Raw genomic sequence first — 26,696 nt, 5'->3', positions numbered from 1 at the left:
GATCACCGCTCGTTGGTTGTCGCTGCCGCCTAGACGGGCAGTTTGCGGAAGATGGGGCGCGGGATGTGCCGCAGCACCATCATGATGTAGCGGAAAGTGCCTGGTGCCCAGACGATTTCCTTACCCTTTTCGGAGGCCGCTACCGCGAGCGCGGCCACGTCTTCCTTGTCGACGGTCAGGGGTGCTTCCTTGACATGAGCCGACATGCGGGTGCGGACCTGGCCGGGGCGGATGACCGTGACGCGCGGGCCGTGCGGGCGCAGCGCCTCGCCGAGGCCCAGGTAGAAGCCGTCCAGGCCGGCCTTGGTGGAGCCGTAGACGAAGTTGGAGCGGCGCACGCGCTCACCGGCGACCGAGCTCATGGCGATGATGCGGCCGTAACCCTGCGCCTTCATCTTCTCGCCGAGCAGGACGCCGACCGAGACGGCGGCGGTGTAGTTCAGCTCGCAGGCGATGACGGCCTTGCGCTGGTCCTGCCACAGCTCCTCGGCGTCGCCGAGCATGCCGAAGGCGACAATGGCGATATCCACATCACCGTGCGCCCAGGCGGCCTCGATGACCTTGGGGTGCGAGTCCATCTCCAGGGCGTCGAAGTCGATGACCTCGACCTCGGAGGCGCCGGCCGACTTCATCTGCGCCACAGCCTCTTCGCGCAGTGGATCGCCGGGCAGCGCCGCCAGAATGATCCGCGCGGGACCCTTCTTCAGGTACTCCGAGCAGATCGCGAGACCGATCTCGGAGGTGCCGCCAAGCAGCAGAATGGACTGCGGATTCCCTACCGCATTGATCACTGAAGCTCCAGCCTTCGCGCCATATCGGACATGAAAACGCCTGTGGGATCGACACTTCGGCGGATCTTGATCCACTCGTCGATCCGGGGGTACATCTTGTGGAAGGTCTCCGCGGTGGTTCGGGAGTCCTTCGCGGTGTAGAGCCGCCCGCCGAACTCGGTGACCCGGCGGTCCAGATCGGTGACGAGCTCATTGAGCCCGGCCCGAATCGGGAAGTCCACGCAGATGTTCCAGCCCGGCATGGGGAAGCTCAACGGCGCGGGGTTACCCGGGCCGAACAGCTTGAAAACATTGAGCGCCGAATAGTGCCCGGACGCCTGGATATCGATGATGATCTTCTTGAATTCATCGACGGCCTCGGTCGGCACCACGAACTGGTACTGAAGAAAACCGGCCGGACCGTATGCCCGATTCCACTCCGCGATCATGTCGAGCGGATGGTAGAACTGCGTCAGGTTCTGGATCTTGCCGGTGTAATTACCGCCCATGGCGTAGTACGCCTCGCCGACCGACCCGAGGGTCAGCTTGTTGGCGGTGAAGCTGGGGAAGATATTCGGCACCGTGAGTAGTTGCGGCGCATCGAACTTCAGCGGATTGCGCTGCTTCTTGGCGGGCAGCTCATCCAGTTTGGCCAGCCGGCCGCGAGTAATGGTGGCGCGCCCCAACTTCGGCAGCGGGTTCATCACATCGAACCAGGCGCTGGAGTAGGTGTAGTTCGCCTCGCTGCCATCGCTGTGCGCGGCGATGGTCTCGTCGAGGGTGCTGGTCTTGACGCCGTCATTGATGAAGTAGGCGGTCTCCGTCGGCACCATCTCGATGGTGGCGCGCAGGATGATGCCGGTCAGTCCGTTGCCGCCGACCGTGGCCCAGAACAGCTTCGCGTTCTTCTTCGGCCCGATGGTGGTGACCTTGCCATCGGCGGTGAGCAGGTCCAGAGACCGCACATGATTGCCGAAGGAACCCTCGGAGTGATGGTTCTTGCCATGAATATCGGAGGCGATGGCGCCGCCGATGGTCACCTGCCGGGTGCCCGGGAGCACCGGAACCCACAGGCCGAACGGCAATGCCGCCTTCATCAGCTGATCCAGGCTGACACCGCCGTCCACATCGACCAGGCGGGAGTCGCGGTCGATCCGGTGGATGCGGTTCAGCGCCGGCATATTGATGACGAGGCCGCCGGAGTTCTGCGCGTGATCGCCGTACGAGCGACCCAGGCCGCGCGCGATGACGCCGCGGCGTAGGTGCGCCGGCTTGGAGTCATTGTCCTCGGCGACCATGGCGACCGCCTTGACGATCAACTCCGGGTCGGACGTCGACAGAACTTCCGATGTGGTGGCTGCGGTGCGACCCCAACCGGTCAGGCGGCGGGTCTGCGTCGGCAGTTCATAGGAACCGTTCGATGCTGCGTCCGCACCTTCGCTCGCCGATTTCGTCTCGGCGGCGGCCGTGGTGGTGGTCTGAGCTTTCGTGGACATCGGGATAGAGGCTACAGGCATAACCGTCTCGAGGCTTGTGTCCTACATCCCGGGCGATACCCTCATGCCTTGTGACCGCGGAACCCCATCTGCCCCTGCCGCCCGAGCTGCCCCTCGTCGACGAGCCGGGCGGTACGGACGTCGATCTGAAGACCCAGATCATCCGCTTCGGGCTGACCGGCGGGCTGTCGGCGATCGTCGACTACGGCCTCTACACCCTGTTCTTCCAGGTCTTCGGCTTGCCGCTGCCGGTGTCCAAGTCATTGAGCTTCATCGCGGGCACCACCACCGCGTACCTGATCAATCGCCGCTGGACCTTCAAGGCCGAGCCGAGCCGCGCCCGCTTCATCGCGGTCGTGATCCTCTACGCGGTGACCTTCGCCATCCAGGTCGGCATCAACCAGATCTGCTACTACGCCCTCGCCGATGAGTGGTGGCGCATGCCGCTGGCCTTCTGCGTGGCCCAGGGCACCGCCACCGTGATCAACTTCATCGTGCAGCGAGCCGTGATCTTCAAGATCAAGTAGGTCAGTAGTCGACCAGGGCGCCGTCTTCGGCCTCGGCCTTGGTGCGGAAGTAGTCGCCGCCCTTGGCTCGGACATTGTCGGTGCCCCACTGGACGGTTTCGCGCTGGGCGGGGACCAGGTGCGGGATGTGCTTGCGGCAGTGGATGTATGCCTCCTCCACATCGACCACCACCCAGCGTTCGGGTTGACGGCCGCGCACATCGGGCGGGAGATCGGCGACGCAGCGGCGCATGAGGGTGTCGTCGACTATGCGGGCGGTGCCGTTGATGTGCAGGCCGATGAGGTCCTGGACGAAGTCGATGAGCAGGATGCCGATATGCGGATTCTCCAGCATATTCCCCAGGCTGGCGAGGACGCCGTTGCCGCGGTATTCGGGATAGGCCAGCGTGCGATCGTCGATCACATGCAGGAATCCGGGTTTGCCGGCGCGGAAGCTGTTGTCGCATTCGCCGTGTTTGTCGGCGGTGGCGATGAACGCCATATCCATTCGACCGATGAATTCGATCATCTGGCGGTTCAGTCGATTTCGGACTTGATCGGAGTAGAAGCGCTCTGCCCGGTCCTGAGTCCCGTAGCGTTCCTGCAATTCCCGCTCGCCGTCGCTGCCGTTTCTGATACCGGGCATCGTGCACCCCCAGTGGTAGCTGAATACCGGATGAAAGAGGCTTGGCCACGAAGCTCGGCCATCCGAAATCCTATACGGTTTAACTAGTTTGGTGTGGCGAATGCGTGAACCGGCATATCCGCGCTGGTGGGAGCGGATCGACTGATGCCGGGACAAACCTTCCTGTGCGAGGATCCTCCCGATCGGAAGTGATCGCAAGAGTCCCGTCCCTTTTAGCCACCCGGATGCTGTCAGCCCGCCTTGGCGCGGAGCGCCGAATCGGCTAAGCGCGTCGCCGCGGCAATCGCGCGCGATCCAGCACCAGTACCGAGCCCCGCCCCAGCCGCACCACGCCCCGATCCTCCAGCTCGCGCAGCACCTTATTGGCGGTGGCGCGGGTGGTTCCGGCCATGGACGCCAGGTCCTCCTGGGTCAGCTGGATGACCGCGGGCTTACCGTCCCCGTCCCCGTACACATCGGCCAGATGCGCGAGCCGCCGCAGCACCCGCGTCTCCACCGGCAGGTACAGCGCCTCCAGCACCGCCGCGGAGAGCCGGCGCACCTGTGCCGCAAGGGAAGTGGTGAGAAACCGCTCCACCTGTGGATGCTCCCGGCGCAGCCGCTCCAGCTGCGTCCGGTTCAGGGTGAGCGTCTCGCCGTCGGTGACCGCGACAATGGTCGCCGTGCGCCGCGCCTCCGGACTCAGAAGCGCTTGCTCGCCGAACATTTCGCCCGGACCGAGAATGGTGAGGGTGGCCGAATTTCCCAGCGGTGTGGTGATCCGCACGACGTAGCGCCCGGACAGGATCAGGTGCACGCAGTCACCGGGATCGCCCTCATGGCAGACGATATCGCGGCGCCGGAACCGTCTGGGCGTGCACGCCGCGATGAACTCCCGCTTCTCCACGGGTGAAAGCTCTTCCAGCAGTTCGAATTCCGCCATCACTACCTCACCGCAGTCCGATCAGCCGATATACGGTCACCGGCAGGCTTTTGCCCTTGATATCGAAGTCGCCGAGATTGCGCACCTGCGCCCGATCGCCCAGCCGCTCCCGGGTCAGCGGCCCGACCGCCACCGTGCCCGGTTCGGCCAAACCCTCCAGGCGCGCAGCGAGATTCGTGGTGTCACCGATGGCGGTGAAGTTCCGCATCTCCCGTGCACCCACATTGCCGACGATCGCCGGGCCGGTGTTCACCCCGACCCGGAACAACGGCCACTCCAGCGCACCTGGGCCCGCGACGCGCGGAATCCCGATGGTGTCGCCGCTACCGACCCGCCCGCGCAGCTCCGCCGGGAGCGGTCCCGGGATGCTCGCGCCGCCGATGCGCTCGCGCACCGCGGCCGTCGCCCGCTGGATGGCCAGGCCCGCCCGCGCCGCCCGCAGCGCGTGATCGGGTTGCCGCACCGGCGCATTGAAGATCGCCATCACCGCATCGCCGACGAACTGCACCACGGTGCCGCCCTCGGCCAGGATCTCCGGCACGATGACCCCGTAGTAGGTATTGAGCATGCGCATGACCTGTACCGGCCCGGCCTGTTCGGAGAACGGGGTGAACCCGCGCAGGTCCGCCATCAGCACGCTCACCTCGTGCACCTCACCACCCAGCCCGGCCTGCGACGGATCGGCCAGCAGGGTGGTCGCCACCTGCGGTGACATATAGGACCGGAACAATCCGTCCAATTGCTGGTAGAGCCGGGCGTTCTCGAGGGTCACCGAGGTCTGGCTGGCGAACGATCGCGCGATGGCGTGCTCGGCGGGTCCGAGCGGTCCGGCCGCGCCCGGTCGCAGCAGCTCCAGCACGCCGGATCGAATCCCCCTGACCGTCAACGGATATACGAAGGCCGCCGGATTCGGCGGGAGTCCGTCACCGAAGTGCAGCCGCCCGTTCCGCAGCACACCGATCCGCACCAGATCGCGATCGAAGGCGGAGCTGGCCAGCCGCTGAATCTCCGCGAGCAGCTCGGTCTCCCCGCGCATCACGTTGGCGCGCTCGCCGACCGCCGCCAGCGCGCCGAGTCGCCGCACCTGTTCGCGTTCGTCACCGAGCGCCCGCGCGCTCTGCCGCAGCACCGCCACCTGCCTTTCGGTGAGCCCGAAACGCCGCGAAAGCTGTTGTGCCACCGCGCCGAGCGGTTCATCCGACGGCACGCCGCCACTGGCCCGCTGATCCAGCGCCAGCACCATCTCCTCCAGTGCCCGCGCGTAATCGCGTTGAATGGCGGCGACGGTACTGCGCTGGGTGACGCTGTCGAAGAGTCCGCGCACCGAACCCTCGCGCCGGAAACTGCGGTGCGCGCTCACCGCGATCAGCGCGAATGCCGCGCCCAGCAGTACATGCCACTCCCACCAGGTGATCCGCCAGCTGCGCCCGAACCCGACCGCGAACATCGCCTCGGCCAGCAGTACGAATGCGGTGAGCACACTCAGCAGCACCGTCGCGCGATTACGCCGATACAGCCAGGCGTAGGCGACCGCCGCCACCAGATAGCAACCGCCGCCGAGGAAGGCCGCCGCCACCAGTGGCCCCTGCACCTCATCGGGATCGGGAATGGTGTCGAACGGCGGTATCCGGGTGAGCGAGGCCAGCGCCCACACCGCCATCGAAGTCAGAGGCAGGGCGGCGAGGAGATCGGTGCAGCGGTGCGCCCGCGCGGTGGGCCCGTACTCCACGATCGAGGCCAGCGCCGCCAGCCCGCCCAGCACCATACCGACCGGAACCGCTCCGGTGAAGCCCACATTCGGTGTGGAGAGGATGACACCGGGAGTGGCCAGCGCGTGCAGGCCCAGAAATCCCGAATTCAATTGGAACACCAGCGAAACCAGGATCAGTCGCATATCCCGGTGCGCGCGGGCGGCGCGCAGCAGCAGGATGGCCAGCGCCAGCGAGAGCACCGCCGCGCCGAGGATCAGCCAGAAGTGGATACCGCCGTGCATATACATGTGGTCCAGGCCGGGATGGGTGACCAGTAGCCACAATCCGGCCGCGGGCAGTGCGACGTGCACCGCCCACAGCGCGATCCGCACCGGCGGGATACCGCGTGCCGCGACAGCCGTCACCGGGTTCCCCGCCCCGTGCGCATCACCGATATGCCATGTCCGTCATCAGGTTTCACAATGTGCCCGCCTCATATCGGCGCTACCGCCCGCGCTCGGTCCTCAGGCGGGCGTGAGCGTCACCGGTACACCGTTGAACACGGCATTCCCGGAGGGTGCGTCCACCAGCGAATCATCGGTCAGCGCATTGGCATTCACGCCCGCGTGCGCCCGCGCCACCGTCTGCTCGGAGTCGCCGTGTCCCCAGCCGTGCGGCAGGCTCACCACGCCCGGCATGATGTCCTCGGTCGGCTCCAACTCCACGGTGAGCGCACCGGCGGCGGATTTCACCACCGCGTGCCCGTCCAGCCCCAGCCGGTTCACATCGTCCGGATGGATATGCAGCGTGCACCGGTTCGACCCGCCCACCAGCGGCGGAACATTGTGCAGCCAACTGTTGTTGGAGCGCAGCTGCCGCCGTCCGACCAGCACCATCGCGGGTGCGTCGTCACCCAGCCGCTCATGCATCCGGGCCACATCCGTCAGCAATGCCTCCGGCGCCAACTCCACCTGCTCGGACGCGGTCAGCAACAGTCCGGGTAGCCGCGGCCGCAATGGCCCGAGGTCGATGCCGTGCGGATTGTCCAGCAGCACTTGCAGATTCAGCCCGACGCGTGGCTCCTTGTCCGCAGCGCCGACCTCGGCGACAGCGTCCGCCCCGTCATCCCGGCGTGCTTGTGGCCGGGATCCACCCGCCGCGGCCCATTCCCCATAGGGGCCGAGTCGCAGCATCAGGTCGATGCGCTGCTCGGTGCTGTTCTCGCCCAGCAACTCTCCGCGCCGATCGGTCATCCCGGCCTTGTGCAGCGTTCCGGCGATGACGAATTCGTCCACGGCCGCGAGCGGATCCACCTCCGGCTGTGCCTGCTGCCCAGTGATGGCCAGGGCCAGGCGCGCCATGATCTCGGCCTCGGACAGCTCATCGGTGCCCAGCGGCAGCAGCGGCCGCGAGTAGCGGGCATAGTTGCGCACGGCGAAGTTCAACAGCGCGAAGTCGTAGTGCGGGGACTGCAGAATGCGCGGCGGCGGCAGGATCACATCGGCGTAGCGCGTGGTCTCGTTGAGGTAGCGGTCCACGCTCACCATGAACTCCAGGCTCGCGAAGGCATCGGCCAGGCGCGGCCCACTCGGCGCGGAGAGCACCGGATTGCCCGCGACCGTCACCATGGCGCGAATCCGCCCGTCACCGGGGGTGAGAATCTCATCCGCGAGCGTCGCCACCGGCAGCTCGCCCATGGCCTCGGGCAGTCCGCGCACCCGGCTGTTCCAGCGTCCCAGCCGGAAGGCCCGGGTCCGCACGATGCCGAGCGCGGCACCGTTGGCGAACATGGCGCCGCCGGGTGAGTCCAGATTTCCGGTGAGCACATTGATCACATCGACCAGCCACTGTGTCACCGTGCCGAATTCGGCCGTGCAGGTGCCGATGCGTGCGTAGACGGCGGCCGTGGGCGCACCCGCGAGCTCACGGGCCAGCCGCACCACCGTTCCGGCGGGCACCCCGGTGCGCTCGGCCACCACCTCGGGGGTGAAAGGCGCTGCGGCGGTGCGCACTTCGTCCAGTCCGCGCACCGGCACCCGAACCGTGTCCAATCCTTCGGCGAAGAGGGTGTGCACAATCCCGAACAGCAGATACGCGTCACTGCCCGGCCGGACGAACAGATGCTCATCCGCGAGCTTGGCGGTGCGGGTGCGCCGCGGATCCACCACCACGAATTTCCCGCTGCGCTGCTGCAGCGCCTTCAACCGGCCCGGAAAATCCGGTGCGGTGCACAGTGATCCATTGGACTCCAGCGGATTCGCGCCCAGCATGAGCAGATAGTCGGTGCGATCCAGATCCGGCACCGCCACGGTGAGCGGATCGCCGAACATGAGCCCCGAGGACACCTGCTTGGGCATCTGATCGGCGGTGCTGGCGGAGAACAGGTTTCGCGTGGCCAGCGCCCGAATCAATACCGGCGCATAGAGCGCCCCCGCCAGGGTGTGCGCATTGGGATTGCCCAGATACAACCCCGCGGCCTGATTTCCGTACGCGCCGGTGACCTGCGGCATCCGCTCCCGAATGACCCCGAACGCCTCCTGCCAGCTCGCGGCCCGCCAGGTATCGGTGGCGCGATCGCGAATCATGGGCGCGGTCAGCCGGTCCGGATCCTCGTCGAGATGCCCGAGCGTCGCACCCTTGGGGCAGAGGAAACCGCGACTGAACGGATCGGCCTTGTCACCGCGTACAGCCGTGACATGGTCCTGGGCGTCCAGGGTGATCTCCAGTCCGCAGACCGCTTCGCAGAGCGGGCAGGTGCGCGGCAGTGTCCGCGGGGCATTCGTGGCGGGGGTCATACCTCATCATCGCCCCGGGGCCGCACAACGGAAACAGCAAAGCATCAACTCGGCGTCAATGGCGAGTGTCGGATAAGCGACACACTGTCCGTATGGGCGCGGACAGACAACCGCCCACCACCGCGACCAGGCTTGCCACATGCGGTTTTTGGAGCGAACACAAGCACTCGAGGCCCTGCGCGCCGCCTGGGAGGAGCTGGCCGCGGGCGCCGGAGACGTGGTCGTGCTCAGCGTCGGCGGTGAATCCGGCCTCTTCATCCGCCTGCCCGACGCGCCCCCGCCCACCCCCGCGGCCACCCGCGTGGTCCCCGGCCTCACCGATCGCCAGCAGGACGTCCTCGATCTGCTCTGCGCGGGCCTGACCAATACGGAGATCGCCGAATACCTAGTCCTGTCCGTCCGCACCGTGGACCACCACGTCTCGGCCATCCTGCGCCGCCTCGGCGTCCACAACCGCCGCGCCGCCCGCGCCAAGGTCCTCGATGAGGGGGAGCCACTGCAATCGGGCCATCGCAGTCATCCCAGAGCGATACTCCCGCACCTCAACACACACCACCCCCACCCCGAACCCCACCCCGAACCCCACCCCCCAAGTTCGTGGCCCGCCCCCGGTTCTGGACTGACCGGAGCGGGGGAGCGAAGCGGAGGAGCGGAGGGAGGGAAGAACCGGGGTCACAGGGCCGCGAACCGCCGGAGCGCAGCGGAGGCAAATTAACACAGCGGAGGAGCGGAGGGAGGGAAGAACCGGGGTCACAGGGCCACGAACCGCCGGAGCGAAGCGAAGGCAATGAGCGACACCGTCGGTTACGCCCCCAAGTTCGTGGCCCGCCCCCGGTTCTGGACTGAGTGGAGCGGGGGAGCGAAGCGGAGGAGCGGAGGGAGGGAAGAAACGGGGGTCACAGGGCCACGAACCGCCGGAGCGAAGCGGAGGCAAATTAAACACAGCGGAGGCAAATTAAACACAGCGGAGGCAAATTAGACACAGCAAAACCGCGGATGCCGGGGTGCATCCGCGGTTTCTGGGGTTATAGCTATGTGCTACTGGAGGAGGTGCTTATTCGCCTGGGGCGCAGCACATTCTCCTCAGGAGGCGATACGGGCCACCTGCGGCTTCTTGGCGCCTTTGGCCGCGGCGCGGACCGCCGCGGCGATCGCGACGACCGGCGGGATCCAGCGAGCCTCATGCGGTGCCACACCCCAGCAGGCCGAGCCGTCGAACAGCTGGGTCGGCGGCAGCGGGATGCCCGCGCCGTCGGTGTGCACGATGACGCCCGCCGCGCGCAGCGCCTCGATGGCGTTGGCGGCCTTGCGCACGCCGGTCACCAGGTGGATCTCGCGGCGCTCGGCGCCCGGGATCTCGATGACCGGGCCGGTCAGGTCGTTGGCCCGCAGGAAGCGGCGGACGAAGGCGGCGGTCTCACCCGTCACCTCGATGCCCGACAGATTTTCATCGGTGACCAGGCTGATGCCGTTGGCCGTTTCGGCGACCGTCCATCCACGCTCGGTGTACTCCTGCGCAGAGGCGGCCAGTGCTGCCGCCATAACGGAAGACGAAAACGTCGTACGCACTGGTTTCTCCATTCCCCGGTAGATCTATGTCCTGCTCTGTGCGAGGTATCGGAACGAGTCGCCCGCTCCGTTACAGCTTCTTTTTCCTCCGTCATGGTTTTTCCCTCCAAAAGAGACGCCTTGTCGTTGTAACTGGCACACCAGTGCCTGTGTCACATCGGCGACAGAGTCGGGGGAGGGGCCTACTGCCTGCGAAGACAGCGTCAAGGGAGCTATCGGCGGCGCGACCCCGATTCGTACCGTCCGCGCACCGAAGTGTTCTAGAACACATTGTTTCGATCTGTCCCGGCGCGGGGATTGCGATGAGACTTCGCAGGGTCGAAAAGATCTGCGGGAGAGGAGATCGACGGCATGGCCGACCAATCGAACGGGAAGACGGCCGAACTCGACGAGCTGGAGGTCGAGGAGTTCGAGATCGGACGGTGGGCCGCCTTCAAGGACTCCGCGACCCGGCGGATGACCCGCAGGCTGGAGCAGGAGGCCGCCGCCGAGGAGGAGTCGGTCGAACCCTTCGCCAGCCCAAGCGCTTTCGGCTCCTGGAGTGTGGACGCGGCCAAGGCGCTGCTGGATGTGCAGTTCCACCGCGCCGCCACCCGCACCCTGCTGCCACTGGCGTATCTACTGGGCCTGGCAGGCGCTTTCGCGATTCCGATCGTGGGAACCGTAGGGCTGTGGCGGGTTTCGGCCTGGCTGGGTGTGGTGTTCGCGGTCGTCTTCGCCATCCCGCTGGCGCTCACCATCGCGGCGGTGGTGCGCCTGCTGCTCGAGTTCGTGCTCAATGCCTCGCGACTGGCAAGCCGGGTGGAGCACATCGCCGAGATGGGTGACGATTTGTTCCAGGCGCTCTCGGATGTGGCCGAACCGGTCAATCAATTGTCGGAAGACGTTCGCGCCGTGCAGTTCTGGCGCTTCGGGAGGCGGTCACAGCGCAGGTAATTGTGCAACAATGCGAGCGCAAGACTCGTAAGGGGGAGGGATGGCACTACCGCAGGGGATCACCGGATCCACCATGCCGCGGCGGCAACTCGGCCGTCACCTGCGCGACCTGCGCAATCGCGCCCGGATGACGACCCGGGTGGCAGCGCAGCGGCTGGAATGGTCCGAAGCCAAGATCTGGCGCATCGAAACCGGGCAGACCTCACTGCGCAGCCTCGATGTCGAGGCCATGTGCCGCATCTACGGGGCGCCCGAGGAGGCCATCGAACCGCTCACCGCCCTGGCCCGGGAGACCAAGGCGCGTGGCTGGTGGACCGAGTACGGCGATGTGATCGACGAGGGGTACGAGGTCTATATCGGGTTGGAGGAGGCCGCGGCGCGGCTCACCACCTACGAAAACGAGTTGGTGCCAGGGCTTTTGCAGACCGAGGCGTATATGCGCGCGGTGCTGGCGGGGGCGAACCCGGGTATCTCCGCCGAGCAGATGGACCGCCGCGTGCGGGTCCGCACCGCTCGGCAATCACTGCTGACCCGCGAGGAATCGCCGGTACGGCTCGATGTGATCATCTCCGAAGCGGTGCTCTGGCATCGCATCGGCGGCGATGAGGTGACCATCGGGCAGTTGGACAAGCTGCGCAAATTCGGTGAACTGTCGAATGTGCGCCTGCGCCTGCTGCCCGCGGACTGCGGATATCACCACGGTATGGATGCCGGGCGCTTCGTGCTGCTCGAATTCCCTTCCGCCGCAAACGAACAGACCGAACCGCCGGTTGTCTACGTGGAGGCGCTCACCGGCGCGTCCTATCTGGACAAGGAACACGATGTGGAGCGCTACCGCGAGGCCTTCGCGGCGGCGGCCGCCATCGCGGTGGATGCGCTCCCGATGATCGAGACCATTCGCGCCACGGTCTGACAACCTTCGACGCATAGGGCGGCGCGGCGGGAAAACCGCCGCGCCGCAATGCTATTGGCGTCGTGCGGCTATTGGCTGAGTGACTGCTCCAGCACCTCGCGGTGGGTGGGGGCGGCCTCGCGATGCAGTTCGCGCCCCTTGTCGGTGAGGCAGACGAAGATCGCGCGGCGATCCTGTTCGCAGAGGCTGCGGCTGACCAGTCCATCGCGTTCGAGTCGCGCGACCGCGCGCGAGAGCGCGCTCTGACTCAAATGGATGTCATGGGCCAGATCGGCCATTTTGTAGCTCTCGACACCGGCGTCCATGAGTCGGTCGAGGGTTTCGAATTCACTGAGCCCGAGGTGGTGGCGGCCTTGCAGTTCCTTCTCGAGGGCGCAGGAGGTCGTCGCGTGCCGGGCAAGCAGATCGCGCCACTGTGCCACCAGGGCATCAGGAACGACCTGTTCGACAGTCGTTGTCGGCTTCGGCATGGCCGCCATCTTAGTGCGCCCGCGCAACCCATGCAACCGCATTTAATGTGTAGACAACTTATGCGTGCGCATGTACTGTCCTCTCTCGTGACTTCCACAGACCTACGCCCCGCAGTGAGCACCGCGGCAGACTCCACGCAGTGGACGCTCCGGCTCTGGGGCATGCTCATCACCCTGTGCATCGTGCTGTTCCTCGACGGCCTGGACGTTTCGATGATCGGCGTCGCCCTCCCGTCCATCGGCACCGAACTCGACCTGGGCACCTCCACCCTGCAATGGCTGGTCAGCGGATACGTCCTCGGCTACGGCGGCCTGCTGCTGCTGGGCGGGCGCACCGCCGATCTGCTCGGCCGCCGCAAGGTCTTCCTGATCGCACTGGCCGTCTTCGCCCTGGCCTCCCTGGCGGGCGCACTGGTCAGCTCCGGGCCACTGCTGATCCTCACCCGATTCGTCAAGGGCCTGGCCGCCGCCTTCACCGCGCCGACCGGACTCTCCATCATCACAACGAATTTCGCCGAGGGCCCGGCCCGTAACAAGGCGCTATCCATCTACACCGTGTTCGGCGCGGGCGGCTACTCCATGGGCCTGCTCTTCGGCGGCCTCATGACCGGCCTGGGCTGGCGCTGGACCTTCCTGCTGCCCTTCCCGGTCGCCATCGCGGCCCTGATCGCGGCCTTCTACCTGGTGCCCAAGGACGGGCCCGCCGAAGAGGGCGGTCACGATCTGCTCGGCGCGCTGCTGTCCACCTCGGGCATGCTGCTGCTGGTCTACACCGTGGTCTCGGCCCCGGAGGCCGGTTGGGCCTCGGCCCGCACCATCATCTCGTTCGTCGTGGTCGCCGCGCTGTTCGCCGGTTTCGTCGCGGTCGAGAAGCGGGTGCGCTACCCCCTGGTGCGCCTCGGCATTCTGAAGAAGCCCACGCTGTGGCGGGCCAGCCTGGCCATCATCGCGGTCGCCGGTTCCTTCTTCAGCTGGCAGTTCATCACCACGCTGTACCTGCAGGACACCCTCGGCTGGTCGCCGTTGAAGCTGTCGCTGGCGCTGCTGCCGGTCGGTCTGCTGGTGGTCGCCTCCGCGTTCGTCTCGGACAAGCTGGTCGATCGCTTCGGCACCGGCCCGATCATCGCGGTCACCATGGTGGTCATGGCCATCGGCTACCTGATGTACCTGCGCATCGACACCGCCCCCGCCTACCTGACGGTGCTGCTGCCCGCCGTACTGCTGGTGGGTATCGGCTGGGTCGGCTTCCCCGCCATCAATATTCAGGCCACCAGCGGTATCGACGATGACGAACAGGGTCTCGCGGCCGGTGTGCTGCAGACCGCCATGCAGGTCGGTGCGGCCATCGTGCTCGCGGTGACCACCGCGATCATCTCCTCCGGATCGCACACCGACACCAGCCCCGCCGCCGTACTCGACAACTACCGTCCCGGACTGCAATTCGCCGCCGGTGTCGCCATTGTCGGTGCGCTGGTCGCCCTTACGGTCTACCTGCCCAAGCGCAAGGCCCGTAAGAACGCCGAACAGGAGCTGGAGGTCGCGCTGGTCGGCTGACAATCACGCCGGGCCGCGCCCGCCGCTCACACGGGCGACGGCCGAACTGAAGAAGAACGTTGGGGTGCACCGCGATTACGCAGTGCACCCCTTCGTCATCCCAAAAGCATGCCGGGATGACGAGGGAAGTCAGTGCGGCAGTTTGAGATCCGCCAGCCGCGGTGCCGCGGCGTCCTTCGGTGACCGCGTGAAGCTCAACGGCTTCCCGTAACGGTCCACCGCCGGCCATTCGATCCCCAGATCCGGATCGAAAGCGTCCAGGTCCCGGTCGAATTCGGGCGAGTACTCCAGCGAGCAGAGGTAGATGACCGTGGAATCGTCCTCGAGCGCGAGCAGCGCGTGACCAAGCCCCTCGGCGAGGAATACCGACTTGCGCTCCACATCGTCGATGACGACGCTGTCCCACTGTCCGAAGGTCGGCGATCCGGCGCGCAGATCCACCACCACATCCAGGAACGCCCCGCGCACACAGGTCACATACTTGGCCTGGCCCGGCGGATCCTCGGTGTAGTGGATGCCGCGCAGCACCCCGGCCGCCGAGGTCGAGGTATTGACCTGCAGCAGTTCGAAGGACCGCCCCACGATCTTCTCGAACTCCGAGGACTTGAAGGTCTCGGCGAAGACCCCGCGCTCATCACCGTGCAGAGCCGGGGTGAATTCCCAGGCGCCCGGAATGGCCATTTCCCGAATCCGCATGCTCAGTCCACTCGTCCCTGTTCCAGCAGGCGCAGCAGGTAGGCCCCGTATCCGGAGCGCACCAGCGGCCGGGCGGCCGCTGCCAATTGATCGTCGTCGATGAAACCCATACGCCAGGCCACCTCCTCGGGTACCCCGATTTTCAGGCCCTGCCGCTCCTCGATGGTACGGACGTAGTTGGCGGCATCGAGCAGTGAATCGAAGGTACCGGTGTCCAGCCAGGCGGTGCCGCGGCGCAGCACCTCCACATTCAATCGGCCCTGTTCGAGGTAGGCGCGATTGATATCGGTGATCTCGTACTCACCGCGATCGGACGGCTTCAGCTCGCGCGCGATCTCGATGACGTCGTTGTCGTAGAAGTACAGTCCCGGGATCGCGTAGTTGGAGCGCGGCGCCTTGGGCTTCTCCTCGATGGAAATGGCCTTGCCGTCGGCGAATTCGACCACGCCGTACGCGGTCGGATCCGAGACCCGGTAGGCGAAGACCGCACCGCCGTCCACCTGCGCGTACTGCCGCAGATTGGTGCCGAGGCCGGGGCCGTGGAAGATGTTGTCGCCCAGTACGAGTGCGGCGGGATCGTTCCCGATGTGGTTCGCGCCGAGGATGAAGGCGCGGGCCAGTCCGTCCGGCTCGGGCTGCACCACATAGCTGAGGTTGATCCCGAACTGGCTGCCGTCACCGAGCAGCCGGGTGAACGCCGCCACGTCCTCGGGGGTGGTGATGACCAGGATGTCCCGGATTCCCGCCAGCATGAGCGTCGAGAGCGGGTAGTACACCATCGGTTTGTCGTAGACGGGGACAAGCTGTTTGCTCACCCCGCGCGTGATCGGGTGCAAACGCGACCCGGTGCCGCCCGCCAGGATGATTCCACGCATGTCACGAGAGTCTGCCAGTTCCATCGCGAACGAGAGCGGGGAGGTTCCGACTGCACGGCGAATCGATCACAACCGTTTGCGGCCATACCGATACGGCGATATCTGTTGCGTAGGTCACGTTCCCATGGTGTTCTGAAACGACGCTATGTGAGATGTCAGCGCCGACTCTCCCGCGCCGGGTAACCGAGCCCTTCTTCGGTCACCGGACGAACGGCTCGGCGCGCCAACAACGAGGTAGGTGCGCAATGGCGAGTACCCGCAATGACCATGCCGATGCTCCGGTGATCAACCCCGACAGTGTGAGCGTCTACGCGCGCACCCTCGAAGTGGCCTGCCGCAGCACGATTCGGCCCGCCGGTGAGTACATGACCCTCAGCGAAGGGGCCATGCCGATCGTCAGCGGTGTCATCAACGCGCTCGCCAGACTGCGCCCCGCACCCCGCGGTGTGGAACGGGAGCAGGTGCGGCTCAACGGCTTCCGCATGGAAATCGTGCGACCCGCCGGGGCTCGCAGCTCGATGAGCGACGGCGTCGTCATGTACATGCACGGCGGCGGCTTCTTCCTCTGCGGACTCGACACCCACCGGCCCGTGGTGGCCGCCATCGCCCGCCGCACCGGAATGCCGGTGGTGAGTGTGGAGTACCGGCAACTGCCGCAGACCGATATCGCCGGTTCGGTCTCCGACTGCCTGACCGCGTACCGCTGGCTGCTCTCGCACGGCGTACCCGCCTCGCGCATCGTCTTCGCCGGCGACTCCGCGGGCGGCTATATGACCTTCGCGACCGCGCTGCGCGCCCGCGATATGGGACTCCCGGTGCCCGCCGGACTCGTCGGCCTGTGTCCCGCACTGGATCTGGACTGCGCGGAGAAGCGCGCGCACCCGAACTACCACCGCGATCCGCTCATCCCGCTGTCGGCGTTGGAGGCGGTGGTCAAGCTCGGCGCCGAGGTGAACGGTCACCTGGATCCGCAGCTGTCCCCGGTCAACAATCCGCTCGCCGGTATGCCGCCCGCACTGCTCATCGTCGCCGAGGACGAGGTGCTGCGCCGGGACAGTGAGATCATGGCGCACCGGCTCGCCCAGGCGGGCGTACCGGCCACCCTGGAGATCTGGCGGGGGCAGGTGCACGCCTTCATGGCCATCTTCCCGAGCATGCCCGAGAGCCGGGCCGCCCTCGCGCATGTGGCCCAATTCGTCCGTGCCCGAATCGAATCCGCGCGGATCGCGCAGACCGCATGAGGTGCTGCGGCCACCATGCGGGCATGAGCGCAGCCGGGGCCGTCTGATCACGGTCGGCGGTGGCGGCTGTACAAAAAGAAATCCCCGCCCGGGTGGTCCGGGCGGGGATTCTCTGGTGGGACCGGTCGATTACTTGGCCGGGGCCACGAACGGCTCGTTGTTGGTCATCGTGTACTGGATGACCGCGGCGATCGCGACCGGCACGGTGATCAGGATGGTGCCGGCGATGCCGATCAGGCTCGCGCCCGCCGCGGCGCCGAGGAGGCAGCCGACGATCGGACCGGAGCCGCCGCCCAGGGCGACCGGAAGGGTGATGGCCGCACCGGCCACGGAACCGATGGCGCAGCCCACGATGCCGCCGAGGACGGTGGTGATCAGACCCGACGCGGTGGCGGCCAGACCGATGGTGTCCTTCATCCGGTTGAAGGCGTCCTTCTCACGGTCGTAAGGGCTCTTCCAGTTGGCCTGATCCTGGTACGGCAGCGCGATCGGCTGGTAGACGGCGTGCTCGACGTCGATTTCCGGCTTCAGGGTCGCGACATCGCCGTTGATCTCCGCGGCGATCGGGAAGGCGAAGTCCTCGATCTGAGCGGAGAGCGGCACGCCACCCATCACGGTGCCGTCGGCGGCCTTGATCTCCAGCTTGCCGTCATTGATGTCCAGCGAGCCACCACCGGCGGCCGACAGCAGCAGGGTGCCGGCTTCCTGGTTGACGTAGTAGGAGACCGGGGTGCCCTGCTGGGCGGCCGGGGCGGGATCGGCGTGAACGGTGCCGGCGGCGATACCCATGGCAGCGATCACCAGCGCCGACGTGGCGGCGAATTTCCTCATCAGCATTTTTTTCAGAACCTCATCAGGGAAGAACTCGGGGGGACACGAGAATCGAAATCCAGGTCAGCTAACGCGCGGTGAATCGACTGTGACCGTCCGTTCAAGTTCCGTTCACTGATGTGATCGCGCGATCGGTCAGGTTCCGGAAATGCGCTGCGTACGTCGGGTTTTCGAGTGGGTCAGATATTGGTCAGTTGATAACTAACCAGCCCTGTTGTGGCGAAGGTCACACCCAATGCTGGGAAGGTTGGAATGGATGAGGTATGAAAAGCCCGGAGCCGTCTCGGAATTGCGACTTTCACCATCCGAACCGCGGCTCCGCGCCGATATTTCGTTTCCTTCTCGTGTCCAATTCCGCGCACCCGAAGCGAGCAATCGGTGTAAGGACCGCAACACTCCGGACCGATCGTCGGCGGACACCGAAGGCGACGTAGGGTTTTCGTTGTGCGATTGCTCGTAACCGGAGGCGCCGGATTCATCGGCGCGAACTTCGTTCATCAGACCGTGACCACCCGTCCCGGCGTTCAGGTGACCGTGCTCGACAAACTCACCTATGCCGGAAACCGGGCCTCCCTGGACCCGGTCGCCGACCGTATCGAGTTCGTGCACGGTGACATCGCCGATGCCGCACTGGTGGATCGCCTGGTCGGTGGCGTGGACGCGGTGGTGCATTTCGCCGCCGAATCACACAACGACAATTCCCTGGCCGATCCGTGGCCGTTCGTGCAGACCAATATCGTCGGCACCTATTCGCTGCTGCAGGCGGTGCGCAAGCATCAGGTGCGGTACCACCACATCTCCACCGACGAGGTCTACGGTGATCTCGAGCTCGACGATCCGAGCGCGTTCACCGAGGCCACGCCCTACAACCCGTCCAGTCCGTACTCCGCCAGCAAGGCGTCGAGCGATATGCTGGTGCGGGCCTGGGTGCGTTCCTTCGGCGTACAAGCCACAATCTCCAACTGCAGCAACAACTATGGCCCGTATCAGCATGTGGAGAAATTCATCCCACGCCAGATCACCAATCTCATCGACGGGGTGCGACCGCGCCTGTACGGCAGTGGACATCAGGTGCGCGACTGGATCCACGTGGACGACCACAACACCGCCGTCTGGGAAATTCTGGAACACGGTCGAATCGGGCAGACGTACCTGATCGGCGCGGACGGCGAACGCGACAACAAATCCGTCGTACAGCTGATTCTCGAGGCATTCGGCCGCGATGCGAACGACTTCGATCACGTCACTGATCGCCCCGGCCACGACCTGCGCTACGCCATCGATTCCACCCTGCTGCGCACCGAACTCGGCTGGACGCCCCAATACTCCGACTTCCGAACCGGATTGGCCGCCACCGTCCGCTGGTACCGCGACAACGAGAACTGGTGGCGCCCCCAGAAGACCGTCACCGAGAACGCCTACGCCGCCGCGGGCGAAAAGGTCCTCTGACCCATACCGGACTCCCCCCGCGGTGAGTCCGGACCAATCACGACGATATCTCGGCCGATCCTTCGGAAAGGGTCAGCCCCAGACGAGCGTGGAGTACTTGACCACGGCTGCCGTCAGGGCGACGGCGGCGGCAACGACAATGACGATCGCCGGGGCGCGGGTGGGCGTGCGGCCGTCGGTTCCGGTGAGGCGCAAGGGCATCCAGCGGAGGAAGACCGCGAGGGTCAGCAGTGCCAGGGGGACGAAGTAGCGGCCCTGGACGCCGTCGATGATGAAGTAGCCGACGGGGGTGAAGGACATGTACAGGGTCACGTAGATCATGGCGACGCTGGCCAGCATGGTGAGCAGGACCAGCCAGGTGCGCAGGCGGTCGCCGACCATGCGGTCCGCGATGCCGACGCTCACCGCGAAGGCCAGCAGGCTGGCGCAGATGGTCAGGGCCGGGACATCGATGTAGGCGAAGCCGAGTTCACCGAAGAACTGGGTGAACCAGCGCTCGTCGCGGCGCGCGATGCTGTCGCCGAAGACGCTCACGAAATGCCCGGGGTCACTGAGGATTTCCTTCAGCTGATCGCCGGGACGCACCGAACCCCACTGGTCCTTGCCGCGCATCAGGCTCATACCGTCGCCGGTCGGCGCGGCGATCTTCATCCACACCGCGAACGACACCCCGCCGAGGGCCGCCGCGGCCCACGGCAGCGCGCGCTGCCAGAGCGCCGGGCGTTCGGTGCCGCCGAAGCCCAGGCGCTGCGCCGGAATCAGCACGGTGAGCATGGCCAGCAGCACATAGGTGGGCTTGCAGATCGGCAGCAGGATCGTCGCGGCAAGCGCCACAACGGTTTCCGGCCGGGACAGCCGCTGTCCCAGGAACAGGCTCTTCACGATGAGCGCCGAAACCGCCAGTGCCAGTGCGTTGGTCACCGTATCGGCGGTGACGGTCCCGGCCTGGAAGACCGCGATCGGCAGCACCGCTACGGTCAGCGCCAGCCACTGCACCCGACGGCCGCGCAGCGCGCGCATGGCGAATCCGACGATCAGCAGATAGGCCAGCAGCCCGGCCCAGCGGGTCGCCAGCACCATCCCGCCGACATTCAGATCCAGGGCCTCGGCCAGCCGAATGCCCGCCGCGGCAGGCAGATACGGGACGGGGGAGTACGCGGCGGTATTGGTGAACCACACCTGCGAGGTCTGCTTCGACACCGGCAGCCCGCCCAGCACGTCATAGGCGTGCGGGTCCTCGATCATGGGGTCCGGCTCATCGCGCTTGCTGTTGTAGTCGTCGAAGGCGTACCCGGAGAGCGCGTTGATGGTGACCGGCACCTGCCCGCCCCAGGCGGGTCCGCGATCGTCATGGATCTTCTCCGGCGTGAATCCGCCGTGCGCCACCTGATAGGCCCGCCCGAACTGGGTGATCTCGTCATGACCCCAGAACGGGGGCGTCACCACCGACCACACCGCGCCGAACACACCGGCCAGCAACAGGAAGGCCAGAGTGGCCGCGCCGATGCGCTGTTCGATCCGCGCCGCAGCCCGCCGCCAGCCCTGCTGAGCGGCGGGCGGGGCCGGAACCGGCTGTGCGGCTCCGGTCTCCGGCATGGCCTCGAGGGCTGCCGATTCGTCGTGCGGGGTGTCGCTCGTTGCGGTTGCCACGATGTCCGATTCTGCTGGACGGTCGAGGGCAGTCATCGACGGGTACCGCCGGTGTGTTCCTCGGCCTCGTTGTTCGCGCTCACGGCGGAGTAGCGCAGGTACATCAGGCGTGCCGCCTCGTGCCGGGAACGGCGGATACCGTCCAGCACCAGACCCGCGGTCCAGGCCAGACTGCCCAGCAGCAGCAGCGTGAAGCCCAGGAACAGCGTCGGGAAGCGCGGGACCTCGTGGATCTCGTAGAACTGGATCACTATCGGCGTGATCAGAATGATCGAGATCAGCCAGGCCAGCGTGCCGAACAGCCCGTAGAACGCGACGGGCCGCTCATGCCGGGCCAGGCCGACGATGAGCCGCAGGATCTTGAAACCGTCGGTGTAGGTGCGCAGTTTGGATTCACTGCCCTCCGGCCGATCCTTGAATCCGACCGGCACCGCGGTCTGCGGAACCCGCAGATGCAGTGAGTGCACGGTCAATTCGGTCTCGATCTCGAATTCGCGCGACACCGCCGGGAAGCTCTTCACGAAACGCCGGGAGAACACCCGGTATCCGCTCAGCATGTCCTCGACATTCTCGCCGAACACCTGCGCGACAACGCCATTGAGCACCTTATTACCGGTCTCATGACCGGGCCGGTACGCGGATTCGCCCGCGATCTCGCGGCGCACGCCCAGCACATGGTCGTACGGTCCCGATAGCAGCGCCTCGATCATGCGCGGCGCGGCGGAGGCGTCATAGGTGTCATCGCCGTCGATCATCAAATAGACGTCGGCCTCGATATCGGCGAAGGCACGGCGCACCACATTGCCCTTGCCCTTGCGATATTCGTGACGCACGATCGCGCCCGCCTCGCGCGCCCGCTCCGCGGTCGCGTCGGTACTCCGGTTGTCGTAGACATATACGACGATTCCGGGCACGGCGGCCTTGAGGTCGGTGACGACCTGTGCGACCGAGGCCTCTTCGTTGTGGCACGGAACCACGGCGGCAATTCGGAGCTCGGTGGGGTCCACCCGGTCAATCCTCGATGTGATCGGAAGGCGAATACGAACACGGGGAGGGTACCCGAGAATGCTGCGGTACCGTCGCCGAGTGCCCAGCAGTGAGTCGGCGGCCCCCGGCGTCAGCCCCGCGGAATCCTCCGAGATCGTCCCGCAGTCCCTGATCGACAAGGTGCGCGCGGCGCTACGGCAGGGCGGTGCGTTCCTGGTCGTGGGCCTGCTCGGCTTCGCCGTCGACGCGGGCACCTACAACCTGCTGGTGTTCGCCGGCGGTGCGGGGCCGCTGTTCCATCAGCCGTTGCTCGCCAAGATCATCGCAATCGGTGTCGCCACGGTGGTCACCTATTTCGGCAACAAATGGTGGACCTTCGCGCACAAGAAGGGCGGTAGCCAGACGCGCGAATACTTGCTATATGCACTATTCAATGTCGTGGCCATCGGTCTGCAACTGGGTTGTCTCGGCTTCTCCCGCTATGTGCTGGATCTGTCGAGTCCGTTGGCGGACAACGTCTCCGGAACGCTGGTTGGCCAGATCGTTGCCGTAATGTTCCGATACTGGGCGTATGACAAATTCGTCTTCACCGGCGCACGCGAGGAATCGCGTTAACGCGGGTTCACGCTGACGCTATGCCCGTCGATTGATATTCTTCTGCCCGCCGAGCGGTGACAGTGGGTTGTGCGTCCACGTCGGGTGTTGCCGGTGTCTGTTGTTTTCGAGGGATGTCGAGGGAATTCATGGATACGTCGGCTGGACCAGCCGTGACCGAAACCAATGACCGGCTGACCGCCGCAGCCCCCGCGACGCTACGCGCGGACCATGCGGCTCCCGATCGGCTGGTGTTGGCGCGCGGCCTGTTCACCGGCCCGGCGCCGCGCATCAGCGATGACCTGTACGCGGTGGTGAAGGGCGGTAAGGCGCACCGCGAACGGTTCAGCCTGCGGCTGGACAAGGGCGCGACCGCGCACACCAATACTTACTTCGGGCGTTTCGCCGCCAGCTACTGGCAGCGCTGGACCTCCGTCACGGCCGTAGAGGTCGCCATGACCCTCGAGGTCGGCGGTAAGACCAAGGTGCGACTGGCCGCCTCCGATATCGCCGGGCATCGGCGTGTCGCCGCCACCGCGCAGACCAGCGAGAGCGGGCGGGTGGCGCTGAGCGCCGACCTCGACATGTTCATCGACGGCGGTGCGCTGTGGATCGAGGTCGACGCCATCGGCGGCGAGGTCACCATCTCCGATCTGGAGTGGACCGCGCCCGCGCCCGAATCCGTGCGCCCGGTGGCCATTGCCATCTGCACCTTCAATCGCGCACCCGACTGCGCCGCCACCATGGCCGCACTGGCCTCCGATCCGACCGTATTGAGCGCCATCGACGCGGTGTACGTGGTCGATCAGGGCACCGATCTGGTGCGGGATCAGCCGGTCTTCGCCCAGACCGCGCCCAAGCTCGGTGACAAGCTGCGCTACATCCGGCAGCCGAATCTCGGTGGCGCGGGCGGTTTCACGCGCGGTCTGTACGAGGTGTCCGGCGCGAACGAGCACGCCGACGTCATCCTGATGGACGACGACATCCTGTGCGAGCCGGAAACGGTGTTGCGGCTCAACGCCTTCGCGAATATGACCGTCGAACCCACCCTGGTGGGCGCGCAGATGCTGTTCCTGTTCAATCCGGACTACCTCAATGTCGGTGCGGAGGAGACGGATCTGGCCCGGCTGCGGCACGGGCAGAAGGTCTCCAAGGCGCTGCGCAACACCAGCATGCTCAAGAAGCATCAGGAGCGGCGCGTGGACGCGGGCTACCAGGCGTGGTGGACCTGTCTGATCCCGGCCGAGGTGGTCAAGAAGATCGGGCTGCCGGTGCCGATCTTCTTCCAGTGGGACGATGTCGAATACGGTTTGCGCGCACGGGAGAACGGTTTCGTCACCGTCACCCTGCCGAACGCCGCGGTCTGGCACGCCGACTTCTACTGGAAGGATTTCGACGACTGGGCGCGCTACTTCTCCTCGCGCAATTCGCTCATCGTCTCCTCGCTGCACACCGATCTGGATCCGAAAGCCGTTACCCGGCAGCTCTTCCGGGAGATCGGTGAGTACCTGGTCGGCATGCAGTACGGTCTGGCGCACACCACGCTCTCGGGTGTCGAGGATTATCTGCGCGGCCCGAAGGCCCTGCGGGACGGCGGGATCGAGGCGCTGAAGACCGCGCGCGGTTCCCGCTCGGACTATCCCGAGACCATCAAGCATCCGGCGGCGACCGCACCGGTCGTCAACGCCCACGTGCACGTGCGCCGCGCCGGCGGTGAACCCAGCCGTCCGCTGCTCATCCTGTTCAAGCGCGCCCTCACCCAGTGGACCGGCCGCACCATTCCGGGCGTCGTCGGCATCACCCGCGAGGACGCGCACTGGTGGCATATCGGTCTCTACGACCACGTGGTCGTGACCGACGCCTCGCAGTCCGGTGTGCGAATTCGCCGCCGCGACAAGGAGACCGCGCGCCGCCTGCTGCTGCGCGCCTACCGCGTGCTCAAGCAGCTGCGCAAGGAGCTGCCGAGCCTGCAGCAGCAGTGGCGCGCCGCCATGCCGGAGCTCACCAGCCGCGAGAACTGGGAACGCCTCTACGGCATCGACCCGAAGTAATCGAATAGCGAAGCGGCCGTGCCCGATCGGGTGCGGCCGCTTTCCTATGTCGCCAGCAGTGCGCGGGTCGCCGCCACCAGGTCGGCGTCGAGCCAGTCCGGGAACCCGTCGGTGTAGGCGTAACGGCGCAGCGCGCCGTAGGGCAGATCCACGACCGCGCGGCGGACGGCGTCCAGTTCGCGTTCCCCGTCGGAGCCGTAGACGCCCCGGGCGATTCGGCTCAGCGTCGCGAAGAGCGGTTCGTTCATGGCGGCCAGCCGGTCGTTGAATTCGGAGTCCGGCGCACCGTCCAGGAGGTCGCGCGGCCGCAGGTTCAGCAGGAGTTTCGCGTCCTCCAGGCGTTCGCGGCCGAAGGTGAGCGCGGCGGCGGTCATGGCCACCGCGGCCTCGATCGGATCGTCCTGTGCGGCGGCCGCGCCGAGTACGCCGGTCTGGAACCGGTCCAGCGCCCGTAGCCAGGCGGCCGTCAGTACGCCATTGCGATTGCCGAACCGGTGATACAGCGTGCCGACCGGTGCGCCGCTCGCCTCGGCGATGGCGGCCACGCTGGCCGCGCGCGGCCCCTCGCGCAGTACCAGGGTGCGTGCCGCGTCGAGGATCACATCGGTGTCGTGCTTCCGGGGAGGTGCCATGAACTAGTACAGTCCTTCTATATGGAGCGTTTGCCCTACATCGACCAGCATTCCACACTCGTTCCCGCCGATCGCGCCCGAACCTGGTCCGCCCTGCTGCGCACGACCTGCGAAGACCCGGACGATCTCAGCACACTTCCGCGCGGATTCACCCTCGACGAGGCCGATCCGCCCCATCGATTGGCCCTGACCGGCCGCCACCCCTTCTCCCGCTACGCCCTGGTCTTCCGCCTGGACGAGGAGACCCCCACCGGCACCCGCCTCACCGCCGAGAGCTGGGGCGAGTTCCCCGGCCCGCACGGCCGCCTCTACCGGGCCCTGGTCATCGGTACCGGCGGCCACCGCCTCGTGGTCCGCGCCATGCTCCGACGCATAGCCGGGGCGGTGCGGGCATGAGAACGGCGGGCCGCGTCACCGCGACCCGCCGTCCGAAGGTCCGCGTCAGAGGAACAGGTCGGTGGTGAGGGGGCCGTCGCCCGGGATCACCCGGTACTTGTCCAGATCTGTGATCCCGTGTGCGGCAAGGACTTCGTCATCGATGAAGAAATTGCCGGTGGTGTCCTTGGCCGGGGAGGTCAGGACCAGGTAGGCGGCGTCGGCGTAGATATCGGGGGTGCGGGAGGTGGAGACCATCTCCTCACCGCCGAGCAGATTGCGAACCGCCGCCGTGGCGATGGTGGTACGCGGCCACAGCGAGTTCACGCCGATACCGTATTTGCGCAGTTCCTCGGCCAAACCCAGTGTGGTGAGGGACATTCCGTACTTGGCAATGGTGTAACCGAGCGAGGAGCCCGCCCACTTCGGATCCAGGTTCAACGGCGGGGACAGCGTCAGGATGTGTGGGTTGCGACCCGCCTGCGCCGAATCCTTCAGTGCCGGAATGCAGGTCTTGGAGAGCAGGAAACTGCCGCGGCAATTGATGTCCTGCATGAGGTCGTACTTCTTCATGGGCAGAATCTCGGTGGGGGACAGGTCGATTGCCGACGCGTTGTTCACCACCATGTCGATACCGCCGAAGCGCTGCACGGTCTGCTGTACCGCCTCGGCGACCGCCCCGTCATCGCGCACATCGCCGACGTACTTGAGCACCGTGCCGCCCGCCTGCTCCAGCTCCGCCGCCGCGGTGTGAATGGTGCCCGGCAGTTTCGGATGCGGTGTATCGGTCTTGGCGATCAGGGTGATATTCGCCCCGTCCGCCGCCGCCCGCTTGGCGATCTCCAGCCCGATACCGCGGCTACCGCCCGACATGATCATGGTCCGGCCCGCCAGCGGTTTCCGTGCTTGCGTCATGGTCAGCTCCCTCTCCCTTGCCATCGCCCCGGTTCGATAATCCGCGCGTCCATGCGCGGCCGGGGGCGAAACCCTGCAATTCGGACAGTAGGCCACACCGGCTCTCTATGCAACGAGTTGCATATAGAGGGG

At 66.3% G+C, this 26,696-nt stretch carries 25 protein-coding genes; 10 read left to right on the top strand and 15 right to left on the bottom strand.

From position 1 onward, the window contains the following. Positions 1–29: 29 nt before the first annotated feature. Positions 30–791, bottom strand: a complete 762-nt coding sequence (locus tag OHB26_RS10645; protein ID WP_067570666.1) for a decaprenylphospho-beta-D-erythro-pentofuranosid-2-ulose 2-reductase — start codon at positions 789–791, stop codon at positions 30–32. After that, on the bottom strand, positions 788–2,266 hold the full coding sequence (locus OHB26_RS10640) for an FAD-binding oxidoreductase (protein ID WP_330184021.1): 1,479 nt from the start codon (positions 2,264–2,266) through the stop codon (positions 788–790). The genes OHB26_RS10645 and OHB26_RS10640 overlap by 4 nt, the downstream gene beginning before the upstream one ends. Positions 2,267–2,337: 71 nt before the next feature. On the opposite strand from OHB26_RS10640, the gene OHB26_RS10635 reads away from it, so the two are divergent. After that, positions 2,338–2,793: a GtrA family protein gene (locus tag OHB26_RS10635; protein ID WP_330184020.1), complete on the top strand. Its 456-nt coding sequence runs from the start codon at positions 2,338–2,340 to the stop codon at positions 2,791–2,793. A 1-nt stretch (position 2,794) separates the two neighbouring features. Here OHB26_RS10635 and OHB26_RS10630 read toward each other — a convergent pair whose 3' ends face one another. The 4 genes from OHB26_RS10630 to OHB26_RS10615 form a co-directional block, all read right to left on the bottom strand. Continuing rightward, positions 2,795–3,418, bottom strand: a complete 624-nt coding sequence (locus OHB26_RS10630) for a pyridoxamine 5'-phosphate oxidase family protein (protein ID WP_330184019.1) — start codon at positions 3,416–3,418, stop codon at positions 2,795–2,797. Between the two features lie 262 nt (positions 3,419–3,680). Beyond that, positions 3,681–4,340 carry a Crp/Fnr family transcriptional regulator gene (locus OHB26_RS10625; RefSeq protein WP_330184018.1) on the bottom strand — a complete coding sequence of 220 codons (660 nt, stop codon included), beginning with the start codon at positions 4,338–4,340 and terminating at the stop codon, positions 3,681–3,683. A 7-nt stretch (positions 4,341–4,347) separates the two neighbouring features. Further along, positions 4,348–6,456 (bottom strand): adenylate/guanylate cyclase domain-containing protein, encoded by a 2,109-nt coding sequence (locus OHB26_RS10620; protein WP_330184017.1) that lies wholly within the window; start codon positions 6,454–6,456, stop codon positions 4,348–4,350. A 99-nt stretch (positions 6,457–6,555) separates the two neighbouring features. Then, the gene (locus OHB26_RS10615; RefSeq protein ID WP_330184016.1) at positions 6,556–8,826 is read right to left on the bottom strand and encodes a molybdopterin-dependent oxidoreductase; all 2,271 of its coding nucleotides are present in this window, start codon (positions 8,824–8,826) and stop codon (positions 6,556–6,558) included. A 139-nt stretch (positions 8,827–8,965) separates the two neighbouring features. Between OHB26_RS10615 and OHB26_RS10610 the strand changes: the two genes are divergently transcribed. Then, complete coding sequence (locus OHB26_RS10610; RefSeq protein WP_330184015.1) at positions 8,966–9,541, top strand: response regulator transcription factor; 576 nt, start codon at positions 8,966–8,968, stop codon at positions 9,539–9,541. 368 nt (positions 9,542–9,909) lie between these two features. Here OHB26_RS10610 and OHB26_RS10605 read toward each other — a convergent pair whose 3' ends face one another. Continuing rightward, complete coding sequence (locus OHB26_RS10605) at positions 9,910–10,407, bottom strand: hypothetical protein (protein WP_330184014.1); 498 nt, start codon at positions 10,405–10,407, stop codon at positions 9,910–9,912. A 339-nt stretch (positions 10,408–10,746) separates the two neighbouring features. On the opposite strand from OHB26_RS10605, the gene OHB26_RS10600 reads away from it, so the two are divergent. After that, complete coding sequence (locus OHB26_RS10600; RefSeq protein WP_330184013.1) at positions 10,747–11,331, top strand: DUF4282 domain-containing protein; 585 nt, start codon at positions 10,747–10,749, stop codon at positions 11,329–11,331. A 40-nt stretch (positions 11,332–11,371) separates the two neighbouring features. Continuing rightward, positions 11,372–12,244 carry a helix-turn-helix domain-containing protein gene (locus OHB26_RS10595; RefSeq protein WP_330184012.1) on the top strand — a complete coding sequence of 291 codons (873 nt, stop codon included), beginning with the start codon at positions 11,372–11,374 and terminating at the stop codon, positions 12,242–12,244. A gap of 68 nt (positions 12,245–12,312) precedes the next feature. Here the strand turns inward: OHB26_RS10595 and OHB26_RS10590 are convergent, their stop codons facing one another. After that, positions 12,313–12,714, bottom strand: coding sequence for a MarR family winged helix-turn-helix transcriptional regulator (locus OHB26_RS10590; protein ID WP_330184011.1), 402 nt, complete (start codon positions 12,712–12,714; stop codon positions 12,313–12,315). Positions 12,715–12,801: 87 nt separating this feature from the next. Here OHB26_RS10590 and OHB26_RS10585 point away from each other — a divergent pair, with 87 nt between their 5' ends. After that, a complete protein-coding gene (locus OHB26_RS10585) occupies positions 12,802–14,268 on the top strand; it encodes an MFS transporter (protein ID WP_330184010.1) in 1,467 nt (488 codons plus the stop codon). 129 nt (positions 14,269–14,397) lie between these two features. Here the strand turns inward: OHB26_RS10585 and OHB26_RS10580 are convergent, their stop codons facing one another. Further along, a complete protein-coding gene (locus tag OHB26_RS10580) occupies positions 14,398–14,964 on the bottom strand; it encodes a dTDP-4-dehydrorhamnose 3,5-epimerase family protein (RefSeq protein ID WP_330184009.1) in 567 nt (188 codons plus the stop codon). A 2-nt stretch (positions 14,965–14,966) separates the two neighbouring features. Next, positions 14,967–15,839 (bottom strand): glucose-1-phosphate thymidylyltransferase RfbA, encoded by an 873-nt coding sequence (gene rfbA, locus OHB26_RS10575; RefSeq protein WP_330184008.1) that lies wholly within the window; start codon positions 15,837–15,839, stop codon positions 14,967–14,969. Between the two features lie 245 nt (positions 15,840–16,084). Between rfbA and OHB26_RS10570 the strand changes: the two genes are divergently transcribed. Continuing rightward, the gene (locus tag OHB26_RS10570) at positions 16,085–17,080 is read left to right on the top strand and encodes an alpha/beta hydrolase (protein WP_330184007.1); all 996 of its coding nucleotides are present in this window, start codon (positions 16,085–16,087) and stop codon (positions 17,078–17,080) included. A 129-nt stretch (positions 17,081–17,209) separates the two neighbouring features. Here OHB26_RS10570 and OHB26_RS10565 read toward each other — a convergent pair whose 3' ends face one another. Continuing rightward, positions 17,210–17,911: a hypothetical protein gene (locus OHB26_RS10565; RefSeq protein WP_330184006.1), complete on the bottom strand. Its 702-nt coding sequence runs from the start codon at positions 17,909–17,911 to the stop codon at positions 17,210–17,212. A 444-nt stretch (positions 17,912–18,355) separates the two neighbouring features. On the opposite strand from OHB26_RS10565, the gene rfbB reads away from it, so the two are divergent. Then, positions 18,356–19,360, top strand: a complete 1,005-nt coding sequence (gene rfbB / locus OHB26_RS10560) for a dTDP-glucose 4,6-dehydratase (protein WP_330184005.1) — start codon at positions 18,356–18,358, stop codon at positions 19,358–19,360. Positions 19,361–19,432: 72 nt separating this feature from the next. Here the strand turns inward: rfbB and OHB26_RS10555 are convergent, their stop codons facing one another. Further along, on the bottom strand, positions 19,433–21,010 hold the full coding sequence (locus tag OHB26_RS10555; protein ID WP_330184004.1) for a DUF2142 domain-containing protein: 1,578 nt from the start codon (positions 21,008–21,010) through the stop codon (positions 19,433–19,435). 32 nt (positions 21,011–21,042) lie between these two features. After that, the gene (locus OHB26_RS10550; RefSeq protein WP_330184003.1) at positions 21,043–22,017 is read right to left on the bottom strand and encodes a glycosyltransferase; all 975 of its coding nucleotides are present in this window, start codon (positions 22,015–22,017) and stop codon (positions 21,043–21,045) included. Positions 22,018–22,096: 79 nt separating this feature from the next. Between OHB26_RS10550 and OHB26_RS10545 the strand changes: the two genes are divergently transcribed. Further along, complete coding sequence (locus OHB26_RS10545; protein WP_330184002.1) at positions 22,097–22,612, top strand: GtrA family protein; 516 nt, start codon at positions 22,097–22,099, stop codon at positions 22,610–22,612. 128 nt (positions 22,613–22,740) lie between these two features. Then, a complete protein-coding gene (locus OHB26_RS10540; RefSeq protein WP_330184001.1) occupies positions 22,741–24,642 on the top strand; it encodes a glycosyltransferase in 1,902 nt (633 codons plus the stop codon). A 44-nt stretch (positions 24,643–24,686) separates the two neighbouring features. Here OHB26_RS10540 and OHB26_RS10535 read toward each other — a convergent pair whose 3' ends face one another. Further along, complete coding sequence (locus OHB26_RS10535; protein WP_330184000.1) at positions 24,687–25,274, bottom strand: TetR/AcrR family transcriptional regulator; 588 nt, start codon at positions 25,272–25,274, stop codon at positions 24,687–24,689. 21 nt (positions 25,275–25,295) lie between these two features. Here OHB26_RS10535 and OHB26_RS10530 point away from each other — a divergent pair, with 21 nt between their 5' ends. After that, positions 25,296–25,670, top strand: coding sequence for a hypothetical protein (locus tag OHB26_RS10530; RefSeq protein WP_330183999.1), 375 nt, complete (start codon positions 25,296–25,298; stop codon positions 25,668–25,670). A 45-nt stretch (positions 25,671–25,715) separates the two neighbouring features. On the opposite strand, the gene OHB26_RS10525 is transcribed toward OHB26_RS10530, so the two are convergent. Continuing rightward, positions 25,716–26,564, bottom strand: coding sequence for an SDR family oxidoreductase (locus OHB26_RS10525; protein ID WP_330183998.1), 849 nt, complete (start codon positions 26,562–26,564; stop codon positions 25,716–25,718). Positions 26,565–26,696: the final 132 nt, after the last annotated feature.

This window comes from Nocardia sp. NBC_01503 (genome assembly GCF_036327755.1).
GTDB lineage: Bacteria > Actinomycetota > Actinomycetes > Mycobacteriales > Mycobacteriaceae > Nocardia.
The sequence above is the reverse complement of the archived record's forward strand: the minus strand, read 5'-3'. Positions and strand labels throughout refer to the sequence as shown.